Origin of the sequence: Pantoea coffeiphila, assembly GCF_016909495.1 — a bacterium.
Taxonomy (GTDB): Bacteria; Pseudomonadota; Gammaproteobacteria; order Enterobacterales; family Enterobacteriaceae; genus Erwinia; species Erwinia coffeiphila.
Genome location: NZ_JAFBFW010000008.1, coordinates 25,477 through 39,002, shown reverse-complemented (window position 1 = coordinate 39,002; position 13,526 = coordinate 25,477). Strand labels below are relative to the sequence as shown.

The window sequence follows — 13,526 nt, the reverse complement described above, 5'->3', positions numbered from 1 at the left end:
AGACACGATTTCACAAAACAGACGCTTTCTGATCTGAAGACAGCTCAACAGTCACGGCGCGGACGGGGGGCGGCCACGACGGGCAATCCGCAGCGCTGAACGGAGAGAGGAAGCCAGGATGTGCCCGCAGGACGCGGGCGCAAGGCTCGGTCGGCACACGGATGTGCCGTCTGAGCCGGTCCGACAGGCTGACGAACGAAGTGAGGGCACCGCGAAGCGGCGCGAGGACCGCCAGCCGGGGCCGACCCCCGTCCGCGCAGCCACGCAGGCACCAGACAATGTAAAGCAGCCGCCCCCCGTCCGCGCAGCCACGCAGGCACCAGACAATGTAAAGCAGCCGCCCCCCGTCCACGCAGTCACCCAGGCACCAGACGATACAAAGCAACCGCCCCCCGTCCGCGCAGCCACTCAGCCACCAGACGATACAAACCAGCATCCCCCACGCATCCCAATAATCCAATCGGCATTATACAGAGAGTAATACGGACGTTCTGAGGGGTTTTAATATAATTCCATAAGTCTTCTATAACGGCAGATGATTATTTAAAGAAACTATCAGTTTTATATTTAATCAAACTGTGCTGTTTCGTCATTTCATTTTTAATTTACTGTTTCACCGGGTTTTTGCGAAGTAATAACGGAGAGTGTTGCTAACAGGACGTTATTTACCCTCTGTATTTCTCTATGGTTATCTTTATTTTTATCTGTGAAATATATCTAATAAAACATTCTCCTGCATTTAGTAAGGATTATATTTTCGTGCATCTCACTGGTTTGAAATGTATCTTTGAAATTATGGTATTTATTTACCATGTCTATGGCTTTCACTTGCGGACCGGCACATTCGTGTCGGTCAGAGTGGTTCTATTATTTTAATAATTAAAAAGGGATTCTTCTAATGTCATCTACAGGTGATTCAGGGGGGCGCGTGAATAAGTTTTTCCCAATACTGGTTCTGGTATTTGGATTGCTTACCGCCGTCACCGGGATTTATTTTCTGATTGGTGGATGGAAACTCGCCGCGCTGGGTGGGTCTCTGTACTATATCATCGCTGGCATTGCCTATCTGCTTCTGCTGGTTTTATTGGTGCTGAAAAAGCGCCCTGGACTGACGCTGTCGATCGTTATTTTCGTGGCGACGGCAATCTGGGCCTTAATTGAGGTCGGCGGCGTGGCTTACTGGCCGCTGATGGCCCGTCTGGTGGTTCCGGCAATTATCCTGATGCTCAGCCTGTGGGTATTCCCCGCGCTGGCGAAGGAAATCAGTTCGCGCAAACGCGCGGCGCACCTGAGCGGCTGGGGCGTATTCGTCTGCCTGCTCGGTGTGCTGGCCGGTGCCTTTGTGCCACACGGTAAGATCTACAATCCCGCTGCGGTTGCCACCCAGCCCGCTGCGCTTGAAGGGGACTATAAAGCACAGGCAGATCAGGACTGGGATCATCTTTCCCGCAATGCCAGCGGCACCCGCTTTGCGGCCGTCGATCAGATCACCCCGGAAAATGTGAATAAACTGCAGGTGGCATGGACGTACCGCACCGGCCGTATTCTCGAAGGTAAAGTGGCCGGGGTTGACGAAAATACCCCACTGCAGATCGGCAACGTACTCTATACCTGTACGCCGCAGAACGTCGTCGCCGCCGTGGATGCCGATACCGGTAAGCCGATCTGGAAGGTCGATCCCAAAGCCGCGGCCACCTCGCACGTCACCTGCCGCAGCGTCGGTTATTACGATCTCGACAAAGATACGTCGCTGTCCAGCGAAGAGAAAGCGCAGGCACCGGCCGAGTGCCGCCGTCGCATCATCGCTACCACCATTGATGCACGTATGCTGGCGCTGGATGCACAAACCGGCCAGGCGTGCACAGGCTTCGGCAATGCAGGCACCGTCGATCTGCGTGCAGGCATGACGCCAACCGAGAACGGCCAGGCTTATCACCCAAGCGGTACACCGGTGATCATGGGCCACCTGACCGTGTTTGGTACCTGGATACACGATCACTCGGATAACGACGCCTCGGGTGTCGTGCGCGCATATGACGTGCGTAACGGTGCGCTGGTCTGGTCGTGGAATGCCGAGGAAGATGCACCTGATGCGGTGAATCACACCGGCGGCACGCCAAACGTCTGGGCGCCTGCGACCTACGATCGCGACCTGAATATGGTTTACCTGCCGACCGGTATGGGGCCGCCTGACTATTGGGGTGGCAAGCGCACGCCGTCGGCCGAGAAGTTCTCTTCCGCCGTGGTCGCCGTTGATGCCACCACCGGTAAGACGAAATGGATCTTCCAGACCGTCCACCACGACGTCTGGGACTATGACGTGCCGTCGCAGCCGGTGATGTACGAGATGAAGAATGAGGAAGGCGAAAGCGTCCCTGTTCTGATTCAGACCACCAAAATGGGCCAGATCTTCGTGCTGGACCGTCGGACAGGCAAACCGGCCAGTAAAGTGGAAGAACTGCCGGTAACCACCACACCGACCGGGCAGGATGATCATATGTCGCCGACCCAGCCGTTCTCGACAAATATGCCAAGCCTGGGCCTGTCGACGCTGAAAGAAAGCGAAATGTGGGGGATCACGCCATTTGACCAGCTTGAGTGCCGTATCACCTTCAAGTCCGCGCGCTACAACGGCATCTACACCCCGTCGGCAGAATCCGACTATATTCAGTTCCCCGGCACACTGGGCGGGATGAACTGGGGCGGCATCTCCATCGATGAACGTAACGGCATGATGTACGTTAACGACATCCGCATGGGCAAAGTGATGGCGCTGAAGACGGAAGAGCAGGCCAAAACCTATAAAGGCTCGCCGATCCGCTCGATGCTGGCCAAACCTTACGTCGGTCTGAAATCGGACTTCTTTATGTCGTCGCTGGGCGTTCCCTGCCAGAATCCGCCGTTCGGTACACTGAGCGCGATTGACCTGAATACTAAAAAACTGGTCTGGCAGGTTCCGGTCGGCACCGTTGAGGACACCGGTCCGCTGGGGATGAAAACCCATCTGCCGATGCCAATCGGCATGCCGACGCTGGGCGGGCCAACCGCCACGGCCGGTGGCGTCGTGTTCTTTGCGGGCACCCAGGATAACTATATGCGCGCCTTCAACAGCAAAACCGGCGAAGAGATTTGGAAATACCGTCTGCCGGTTGGCGCGACGGCGTCTCCGCTGGTGTACAAGTCACCGCAGACCGGCAAACAGTATGTGGTGATTTCCGCGGGTGGCGCTGCGCACGCGGCGGAACTGGGCGATTATCTGATTGCCTTCGCACTGCCTGATAGCCAAAAGTAAGCTGTACTGAATGAGTCATTCGATGCCGCACTCCCGTGCGGCATTTTTTTTATCCGCTTAACCCCTGAGGCGATGGGGTGCCAAAACGTGATCGCGATCACTAAATAGCCGTCTTATCGATCGTAATATAGTATTTTATATAACGACAGCTAACTCCTTAATGAAAAACATATTTCTCGGCGCGATTTTTGTCGCGCTGCCGGGCTTCGCCGCCCAAAATTCGGTATCAACCGCGTCCTCTGCCAGTACTGAAAAGCCCAGCAAAGAACAGCAAATCCTCGTCACCGCCAGCGCCCCCCGCGATTTGACCGATGAAAGTAAGGCCGGAGCCGGTTTCACCACCGCCGAGACCGATCTGGGTCCGCTGGGCAGTAAAGACCGGCTGGATACGCCGTATTCCACCACCACCGTCACTCATGAAATGATTGATAACCAGCAGGCAAAAAGCGTCAGCGAGCTGCTGAAGTATTCACCCAGCACTCAGATGCAGGCGCGCGGTGGGATGGACGTTGGCCGCCCGCAAAGCCGCGGTATGCAGGGCAGCGTGGTGTCCAACAGTCGTCTTGATGGCCTGAATATTGTTTCCACCACCGCGTTCCCGGTGGAAATGCTGGAGCGGCTGGATGTGCTGAACAGCCTGACCGGTGCGCTTTACGGCCCCGCCAGCCCGGCCGGGCAGTTTAACTTTGTCGCCAAACGCCCGACGGAGCAGACCCTGCGCCGCGTGACCCTGGGCTATCAGAGCCGCAACGCCTGGAGCGGACATATCGACCTTGGCGGTCATTTTGACGATGAGAATAAGTTCGGCTATCGCCTGAATCTGCTGGATGAAGAGGGGGAGGGCAACGTCGACGACAGCACCCTGCGCCGCAAGCTGGTGTCGCTGGCGCTGGACTGGAATATCAGCCCGGGTACGCAGTTACAGCTGGACGCCAGCCACTATGAGTTTCTGCAAAAAGGCTACGTCAGCGGCTTCAGCTACGGCACCGGCATCGACCTGCCAAAAGCCCCGAACCCGAATAACAAGAATTACACGCTGCCAACCACCGGTAACGATCTGACCACCGACACCATCAGCAGCCATCTGATCCACTACTTCGATAACAGCTGGTCGATGACCGCCGGTGTGGGCTATCAGCAGGCCGACCGCGCGATGCGTACCGTGTCGAACACCCTGACCAGCAACAGTGGAACCATCAGCCGTTCGGTGACCGATTCCGCCGCCGCAGGCCGCTTCCGCGTACTGAGCAATATGTTGACGCTGAACGGTCACGTCGATACCGGCAGCATCGGCCACGATCTTGCCTTTGCCACCAGCGGCTACGTCTGGTCGATCTACTCGGCGAAGGGCAGCAGCCAGCGCTACAGCCTGGGCACCAGCAACTACTACGATCCGTCGGCAATGCAGGAACCGGGCGACGGGCGGATCATCAACAGCGGTGCGCGCTATCGCACCAGCGTGACCAGCCAGCAGAGCGTGACTATCGGCGATACGCTGACCTTTAACCCGCGCTGGTCGGCGATGGCCTACCTGAGCCAGAGCTGGCTGGAAACCCGCAGCTACAATAACCAGGCGGCCAAAACCGACCAGGTGAATGAAGACGGACTCAGTCCGAACCTGGCGCTGATGTACAAAATCACCCCGTCGGTGATGGCCTATATCAGCTACGCCGACTCGCTGGAGCAGGGCGGCACCGCACCGACCGGCCAGGGCGTGAAAAACGAAGGCACGACCCTCGATCCGTACCGCAGCGAGCAGTATGAAATCGGCCTGAAGGCCGACGTGAACGGCATGAACCTGGGCGCGGCGCTGTTCCGTCTGAAGCGTCCGTTTGCCTACGTTGACCCCGACGATATGGTTTACAAAGAGCAGGGCGACCAGCTGAATAAAGGGCTGGAGCTGACCGCCAGCGGCAATCTGTGGCAGGGGCTGAACGTTTACAGCGGCGTGACCTTCCTCGATCCGAAACTGAAAAATACCGTTTCTGAAGATACCAGCAACAAGCGGGTGGTGGGCGTGCCGAAGGTGCAGTCTAACCTGCTGGTGGAATACAACCTGCCTTCCATGCCGGAACTGGTTTACAGCGCGAATCTGCACTACACCGGCAAACGCGCCGCCAATAACACCAACAGCACCTGGGCCGGGAGCTATACCACGCTGGATCTGGGCACGCGCTACAGCACCCGCATCAGCAATGTTCCGGCCACGCTGCGTCTGATGGTGAATAACGTCACTAATGAGCGCTACTGGGCCTCCATCTTCCCTGGCGATACCGACGGCAGCGGCAGCTCCGCCAGCGCCTTTGCCGGTACCGCCCGCGAGGTTCGCGCGTCGGTGACGTTTGACTTCTGATAACCGAGGGGCGCGCCTGCGGGTGCGCCAGATAATGATGATTTCACGACTTCAACGGCGGGCGCTCAGGCTGCTGGCCATCATGATGCTGCCTGCCGCCGTCGCTGCGGCGGAGCCAGCCGGGCACACCACGATCCGCGTAGCCACGCCCTGGCCCGCGCAAACGGCGACGATTGCCATGCTCGGCTACAGCCAGAACCTGGTAGGGACCTCGGTGGTGGCGAAGCGTATCCCGCTGCTGCTGCAAAGCTATCCGGGACTGGCAAAGGTGCCGATTATCAGCGCCAACAACGGCCACGAAATCAGCGCTGAACAGATCATTGCGCTCGATGCCCAGCTGCTGATTGTGCCTGAAAGCATGCGGCTGGCCCAGCCGGAAGCGCTGACGGCGGCGGGTATTAATACGCTGATGCTCAAGTCGAACTCAATGGCTGCGCTGCGCGAACGGGTTACCCGGACCGCGCAGGCGCTGGGGCCGGATGCGGTAGCGGTGGATGTGCGCTACCAGACGTATTTCGACCGCAACGTGGCGCTGATCCGTGAACGCCTGAAGGATTTGCCGCCGAGCGAACGCGTCTCGCTGTATCACAGCATGGGCAGCCCGCTGACCAGCAGCGGTCGGCCTTCGCTTAATCAGGACTGGATGGATTTGGCCGGTGCGCGCAACGTGGCGGAACCGTGGTTCGGGCAGCGCAAAAACAGCAACGGTGAAGTGTCGCTGGAGCAGGTGGTTGCCGCGAATCCACAGGTGATTGTGGCGATGAATCACCGCGATGCGGAAGAGATCATGCACTCCCCGGCCTGGCAGGGCGTGGCGGCGGTGCAGCAGCATCGGGTGTATACCAACCCGCAGGACATGTTCTGGTGGTGCCGGGAAACCAGCGAAGCCGCGCTGCAAATTCTGTGGCTGGCGAAAACGCTCTATCCTGCGCGTTTTACCGATATTGATATGAATAAGGAAGTGTTTGATTTTTATCATGACTTCTTCGGTATCTCGCTGACCCCCGACCAGGTGACGGCAATTCTGAATCCGGTCTGATAGCCAGATCATTAGCCGCTGCCGTAAAAACTTCTCTTGATTTTGAGCGGTTGCTCAAGTAATTTCCCGCTCTTGAGCAACCGCTCAAAATTGCAATGCGGCGTGCGGACTGACGACCAACGCCGCTCAGAGAGGGTTTCCAATGCACGTTAATAACCGCTGGCTGGTGCTGGCGATCGTCACCAGTACACTATTTTTGATCGTCATTGATATGACGGTGCTGTACACCGCGCTGCCGCGCATCATGCAGGAGCTGAACGGCACGGCGGCGGAAAAATTATGGATTATCAACGCCTATCCGCTGGTGGTGGCCGGTCTGCTGCCGGGGGCAGGGATGCTCAGCGATCGCCTGGGCCACAAACGGCTGTTTATCACCGGCCTGCCGCTGTTTGCACTCGCTTCCTGGTGTGCGGCGTTTTCATCTACCGCCGGGCTGCTGATTGCTTCCCGCGTGTTCCTGGCCGTGGGCGCGGCAATGATGATGCCCGCCACGCTGGCGATTGTGCGCCATGTATTTGTCGATGAACGCGAGCGGGCGCTGGCCATTGGCATCTGGGCCGCGGTGGCATCCGGTGCGGCGGCGCTGGGGCCGGTTCTGGGCGGGCTGCTGCTGGAATACTTCTGGTGGGGATCGGTCTTTTTGATCAACGTGCCGGTGGTCATGGTGGTGCTGCCTTTCGCCTGTTGGCTAATCCCACACAGCGGCGGCAACCGCCAGCGGCCTTTCGATCTGGTGGGATCGCTGCAAATCATGTTCGGTCTGGTTGGTGCGGTGTTTGCTCTGAAAGAACTGAGCAATATCAACGCATCGCTGTTTTCTGTTGTGGCCTCTGCCGCCGTCGGCGCACTGTTCCTGACGCTGTTCGTTCGTCGCCAGCAGCGTGCTGCGCAGCCGATGATCGATTTTTCGCTGTTTCGTAACGGCGGCTTTTCCGGTGGGGTGATGATTGCTATCGTTTCCGGGATTGCGCTGACCGGCGTGGAACTGGTACTGACCCAGCGCCTTCAACTGGTGCTGGGGCTGTCGCCGCTGATGTCCGCGTTGATGCTGCTGCCGCTGCCGGTGGCGTCGGTACTGGCGGCTCCGTTGGCGGGTGTGCTGCTGCCGCGCTTCGGTGAGCGGGCGGTGATTATGTTCAGCTTTACGCTCAGCGCGCTGGGGATCATCTGCCTGCTGGGATTATTTAGCAGCGCGTTGATATGGCAGATGCTGGCCCTGTTTGTCACCGGATGCGGCCTGGGTGCGATGTTTACCGCTGCATCTACCTCCATCATGCTCAACACCCCGGAAGAAAAAGCCGGGATGGTGGCGGCGATTGAAGATGTTTCCTGGGAACTGGGTGGCGTGCTGGGCGTGACGCTGCTGGGCGGGATGATGACGGCGGTTTACAGTTACGGGCTGGTTCTGCCGGAAGGGCTGGTCAGCGGGGAGGCGGCTTATGATAGCATTGACGAAGCATTACGCATTGCCGCCGGAATGGGGGCGGAGCGTGCAGCTCAGCTGACGGGCCTGGCCTACGGTGCTTTCGATCGCGCCTTCCTTGCCGTGCTGGGCAGCGCCGCTGCGCTGCTGGTGCTGACTTTGCTGGTTCTGCGGCGGGTTTTGCGGCCGGTTCACTGCGTTAAGTAAATACAGAGGTCACACGGAATAACAGATGAAAGAAACTGCGGAAGAACTACGAGCCAGAATCCTGAGCGGCGCGATTGAATTGTTTATTGAGAAAGGCGTGGAAAAAGTGACCACGCGCGAGCTGACAGAGCATCTTGGCCTCTCCCGCAGTCATATCTATCACTACTTTCGTGACTGGCAGGCGCTGTGCCTGGAAGCGCTGACCGTTTTTTTGCAGGCCGATTTGGATAATCTGAAAGCGAGGATCGTCGGCCAGCCCGCCAGGGAACAGCTGCGGATGCTGATGCAAACCTATCTGCCCGATGTGCAGGACGCGGTCTGGCAGCTTTACGGTTCGCTGTGGCAACTGGCCATTCACGATGAAACCTGGGCAGCGCTTGCCCGGCAGATGGTGGATAAATGGCAGCTGCTGCTGGACGGCATTATTAACGCCGGTATTGCGGAAGGCGTGTTCAGCAGCGCCGATCCGCTCCGTACAGCCCGCCAGCTGGGCGCGATGATCAACGGCTACAGCGACCTGCTGATCGTTGAACCTTCCGCCAGCGCACGCCAGCAGGCGACGGAAGATATTGAAGCCTTTATCGCGCTCGCGCTGCTGACGCCAGCAGAGTAGCTCTGCGCCGCTGCTCCGCATTGACCCGCAGCGGGCTGGTTTAGCGTTTTTCCCTGCCCGCCGCCCGCATCGCCCCGGCAATCTCCTGCTGGCCGCGATCGTAGAGTGCCGCTACGGCACCTTCCCGGTCGGCGGCTTTCTTGTTCTGCCCCAGTTTCATCAGCCCGTCAATTTCGCTGATGCGGATCTCAATTCCCACGACCGCTTTCAGCATCGCGCTGAGGAAGTTTTCCGGCGCGTCGGAAAGCTGCCACGGCTGCGGCATCGCCGACTCCTGTTTCCGGGTCAGGCTGGCAATCATCTGGCGTAAAAAATCCTCATCGTCACGGAATGAGATGCGTCCACGGACGTGCACCGCCTGATAGTTCCAGGTGGGGACTTCACGGTGCGTTTCCTGCTTTGAGGGATACCAGTTGGGGGAGATGTAGGACTCCGCGCCGCGAAACACCACCAGCACGTCGCTATCCGCTGCCACCCTTTGCCACAGCGGATTGGCGCGGGCGATATGGGCATACAGGCTGCCCATATCGCCCTCGCGCGGCTGAAACTCAAAAGGGATATGCAGTACTTCAAGCCGTTGCTGAGCGCTGACCAGCATCCCCAGCGGATACTCCGCGATCAGACTATGGAGCACCTCAGGCCGTTTTTCGCTGAAAAAAGAAGAAGGGTACATGGTTCACTCCTGGTAAACATGAAAGAGAACGGGCGGGCGGGATACTGACCTGCCGCAGAAGGTCGTGCTAAATTACGCCAATAGTGGCCTGCAATTAAGGGCCAGTATCACGCAAAATCACCAGGCCACAATCATGTCCAGAACCGTAGCAGTAGTGGAAATTCCCTCTATTGGCGAGTTAGATCGCCAGTCGGGGCCGCTCAGCCAGCAGCTGGCTCGGGCGTTGAAGAGGGCGATTCAGCGAGGGGAACTTAAGGCGGGCGATCGTCTGCCTTCCACGCGCGTACTGGCCGCCGCACTGGGGCTATCCCGGGGCACGGTGACCCTTGCGTATGAACAGCTGACTGCTGAGGGATTTTTTCAGGCAGAGCGCGGGGCTGGCACCCGGGTAGCGAGCGATCTCACCCTGCCGGATAAATCGCCGACCGATCGGCAGCGGGATTCGGCACCCCCTCCGCTTTCTGCCAGAGCGCAGCGCTTCGCGCGTGCCGCCGGGCAAATCTCACCGATGCCGGCCGTGCCGTTTGCGGTGTCGGTTCCTGCCGGTGACACGCTGCCTGACGATATCTGGCGGCGAATTGGCAATCGCATACGGGCTCGAGGCCCCGGTGCACCTTCCGGCTATGGCGAGCCCGCTGGCGCACCTGAACTGCGTGAGGCTATCGCCGAATACGTCAGAAAATCCCGTTCGGTACGCTGTCATGCCGGACAGGTCATTATCACCTCCGGTACTCAGCAGGGGTTGTATCTGGCGACACAGGTTCTGCTGGAGGAGGAAGATAAAGCCTGGGTTGAGGATCCGGCTTATCCCGGCATTACCTCTATTTTTGAGTGCCATGGTCGTCAGCAGCAGATGGTCAGAGTGCCGGTCGATGATGCCGGGCTGGATGTCGCAGAGGGGATTGCACGCTGTGCGGAAGCCCGTGCGGTATTTGTGACGCCCTCGCACCAGTATCCGCTGGGCATGCCGCTGTCTATGGCCCGCCGCAGCATGTTGATTAACTGGGCGAAAGAGCACCGGGCCTGGATCGTTGAGGATGATTACGATAGCGAGCTGCGCTACGGCGGCCATCCTTTTCCTGCCCTACAGGGGCTGGCTCCGGAGCAGGTTATCTACCTGGGGACTTTTAGCAAAATCCTGTTTCCCTCGCTGCGCCTGGGGTATGCCGTCGTGCCGGAAGGCATGGTGGACGCCTGGCGTGGAGCACGAATGCTGATGGATCGCCATCCCCCAAACGCTGACCAGTATGTGCTGGCCCACTTTATGCGGGAGGGGCATCTGGATCGGCACATTCGCCGCATCCGCAGTGTGTATGCCGAAAAGCGTAGCGTGCTGATCGCGGCGATCGCGCGATTCATTCCGGCGGATCTGGCGTCGGTGCAGCCCGGCGATCAGGGGATGCACCTGCTGCTGTGGCTGCGGCAGGATCTGGACGATCGTCAGGTCGTCAGGCGGGCGCTGGCATCGGGCGTTTCGGTGCGGGCCATTTCGCATATGTATGCTGATGCCAGCCGTCGTCCCGGGCTGATCCTCGGTCTGGGGGGATTCACTGGGGATGCAATGGAGCAGGCGGTACGCTGGCTGGCAGCCGCTATTATTGCGGAGGCCGGATAGCCTGCCGCTCCGGCAGAGTACAGGCGGCGGGTTGCGAAGCCGCTCTGATTTTCGCTATCGGCGACTTAAAAAAAGCAACTTTCGCGATAAATTGCCGGTACAGATAATTTTGTTCAATAATTACATGCTCTTATATTGATCACTAAAACAACCATTGTGATTGTTTGCGGGCCGCCCGGCGGTAATACTGACTCAATCAGTAAAAGATTGGGACTTCGCTGGCAGCCACGGCAGATGATATCTGAAGCTCCACTCCGCCTGGTGAGGTAACGATGCTGGTTTTTTTGAAAGAGAGTGAAAGCGATCGGCTCTGCACCGCTGCGTGGCGCCTTCCACGCCTGCTGTTTGTGTGCAAGATTGGCGGCGAGGAATCCGGTATTCCTCGCGTGATGCATAAGCATGATGAACGCCTGGAAATCATGTTTATGGCGCGCGGCAGCGGTGATTACAGCATTGACGGGGTCCATTACCTGGTGAAAGAGGGTGACATCCTGATCTTTAATGCCGGGATCACCCATGAAGAACGCCCGCACGTCAGCGAAGATGCACTGATCTACTGCTGCGGTCTGGACGGGCTGCATATTGACGGCTTGAAACTCAACCAGCTGGAAGATCGCAAGCAGCCGGGCGTGCTCCCCAGCGGCGACCGCTACGATGAGCTGCTGTGTATTTTTGAGCTGCTCTGGCTGCAGGTGAGCCGCAAAGAGCAGAGGACGCTGGCGATCGTCAACAGTGCGGTCGAAGCGCTGCTGGTTTCCTGTAAAAAAGTCTGGCAGGAATCCGCGGCGGACCCGACCAGTGAAAATAAGGTATTAGGCAAGCGAATAAAAACGTTTATTGATGCGCACTACAATCAGGAACTGACGCTACAGTCGATTGCGCGCGATCTGAATATCAATCGCTTTTATCTGATCCACAGCTTCAAGGCCTATTCGGGATATTCACCCAAGCAGTACCTGATTCGCCGCCGCATTGGTGAAGCGCAATCGCTGTTGCTCAGCTCGAATGACAGTATCGCGCAGATTGCCACGCAGGTGGGTTTTGAAAACGTGACCAATTTCCATCGGGTTTTTAAGCAGATAGTCGGCATCCCCCCGATAAAGTACAAAAAATTATGGCTCAAGGAAGAGGGGTGATTCCTGAGCGTCGCAAAAATCCCATGACGTTTTATCCGTAAGGATATCGGGTCCGGCTTCTGTAAGGGGGGGCCGGACCTTTTTTTATGCCGTCGGGTTCTCCGGCGCGGGTCGCCACAGCTGAACGCCGTTTCTGCCCGCTCGCTTCACGCTGTACAGGGCCAGGTCGGCGCGGCTCAACCACTGTTGCAGGCTCTCCGCCTCACTGGCGGCGGCAATGCCGATACTGATCGAACAGTGAAAATCCGCCGAGGCCGGTAGCCGCAGCCGGGTAATTTTCTGCTGCAGGGTTTCGGCCAGCGCGAGTATGCCCACTTCATCCGCATCGTGGACGATAACCCCCAGCTCATCACCGCCAAAGCGTGCCGGAATATCCTGCTCGCCCGCCTCGTTGCGCAGCAGGGCGGAAATTTCCGCCAGCAGGAAATCCCCCGCCTCATGACCGAAGGTGTCGTTCACGGTTTTGAAGTTATCGACATCAAGCAGCAGCAGCCAGGCACGGCATTCACCGCGCCGGGTGCGTAAATATTCACTTTCCAACCGGCGATCGAACAGGCGGCGGTTGGGGATGCCCAGGCTGGGGTCCATCAGTGAGATGCGTTCAAGTTCGCGATTTTTACGCCGCAGCGTCAGGGTTAATTTATATGAAACGGCGCTAAGCACGAACATATAGCCAGCGGCCAGCGGCAGCGTTAACCAGACTGTACGGGTACTAAAGCTGGTCTGCCACGGCATGCCGTTCAGCATCCACATCGGGATAAAGATCAGTAAAAATGCCCGCATCGCCGATTGCAGCTGTAGCCAGCCGCCAACGGCGTAACGATCCGAGGCCAGCACGGCCATGATGATCAGCGACGGCATTGGGCTGATGCCCATCATCGCCACCCAGAAGCCGCCAAGGGCCGCATCGATGGTCAGATTACGCCGCTCGCTGGCGGTCGGATCGGCGGAGGACATCGCCACGCGGTAGGCCACCCAGGGCCAGATAAAGGCGTTGATAAACAGCAGAACGTAAAAGGCGTTGCCTTTTTGTAGTTCCAGCAGCACCGAGATGATCGGGTTAAAACAGAGAAATGTACCCAGCTGACGCATGGCAAACATGCGGCGGATAAAGCGCGTTGAGCGCAATTTCAGATGGCTGTGATCGGGTGAATTATAGTGCATGAATAAGCAGT

Annotated in this window: 9 protein-coding genes; 7 read left to right on the top strand and 2 right to left on the bottom strand. The window is 58.1% G+C overall.

What is annotated here, in order from left to right; all coding sequences use genetic code 11:
• Positions 1 to 898: 898 nt before the first annotated feature.
• From JOE09_RS22115 to JOE09_RS22095, 5 genes are all read left to right on the top strand, one after another.
• On the top strand, positions 899 to 3,292 hold the full coding sequence (locus JOE09_RS22115; RefSeq protein ID WP_205067345.1) for a membrane-bound PQQ-dependent dehydrogenase, glucose/quinate/shikimate family: 2,394 nt from the start codon (positions 899 to 901) through the stop codon (positions 3,290 to 3,292).
• 160 nt (positions 3,293 to 3,452) lie between these two features.
• Complete coding sequence (locus JOE09_RS22110; protein ID WP_200560978.1) at positions 3,453 to 5,645, top strand: TonB-dependent siderophore receptor; 2,193 nt, start codon at positions 3,453 to 3,455, stop codon at positions 5,643 to 5,645.
• Positions 5,646 to 5,682: 37 nt separating this feature from the next.
• Complete coding sequence (locus tag JOE09_RS22105) at positions 5,683 to 6,684, top strand: ABC transporter substrate-binding protein (protein ID WP_420830701.1); 1,002 nt, start codon at positions 5,683 to 5,685, stop codon at positions 6,682 to 6,684.
• Between the two features lie 142 nt (positions 6,685 to 6,826).
• Complete coding sequence (locus JOE09_RS22100) at positions 6,827 to 8,314, top strand: MFS transporter (RefSeq protein WP_205067343.1); 1,488 nt, start codon at positions 6,827 to 6,829, stop codon at positions 8,312 to 8,314.
• 25 nt (positions 8,315 to 8,339) lie between these two features.
• Complete coding sequence (locus JOE09_RS22095) at positions 8,340 to 8,927, top strand: TetR/AcrR family transcriptional regulator (RefSeq protein WP_105594123.1); 588 nt, start codon at positions 8,340 to 8,342, stop codon at positions 8,925 to 8,927.
• A 40-nt stretch (positions 8,928 to 8,967) separates the two neighbouring features.
• On the opposite strand, the gene JOE09_RS22090 is transcribed toward JOE09_RS22095, so the two are convergent.
• Positions 8,968 to 9,600 (bottom strand): FMN-binding negative transcriptional regulator, encoded by a 633-nt coding sequence (locus tag JOE09_RS22090; protein WP_205067342.1) that lies wholly within the window; start codon positions 9,598 to 9,600, stop codon positions 8,968 to 8,970.
• A 133-nt stretch (positions 9,601 to 9,733) separates the two neighbouring features.
• Between JOE09_RS22090 and pdxR the strand changes: the two genes are divergently transcribed.
• Complete coding sequence (pdxR, locus tag JOE09_RS22085) at positions 9,734 to 11,215, top strand: MocR-like pyridoxine biosynthesis transcription factor PdxR (RefSeq protein ID WP_205067341.1); 1,482 nt, start codon at positions 9,734 to 9,736, stop codon at positions 11,213 to 11,215.
• A 272-nt stretch (positions 11,216 to 11,487) separates the two neighbouring features.
• Positions 11,488 to 12,351 (top strand): helix-turn-helix transcriptional regulator, encoded by an 864-nt coding sequence (locus tag JOE09_RS22080; RefSeq protein ID WP_205067340.1) that lies wholly within the window; start codon positions 11,488 to 11,490, stop codon positions 12,349 to 12,351.
• Between the two features lie 84 nt (positions 12,352 to 12,435).
• On the opposite strand, the gene JOE09_RS22075 is transcribed toward JOE09_RS22080, so the two are convergent.
• On the bottom strand, positions 12,436 to 13,515 hold the full coding sequence (locus tag JOE09_RS22075; protein ID WP_205067339.1) for a sensor domain-containing diguanylate cyclase: 1,080 nt from the start codon (positions 13,513 to 13,515) through the stop codon (positions 12,436 to 12,438).
• Positions 13,516 to 13,526 lie beyond the last annotated feature (11 nt).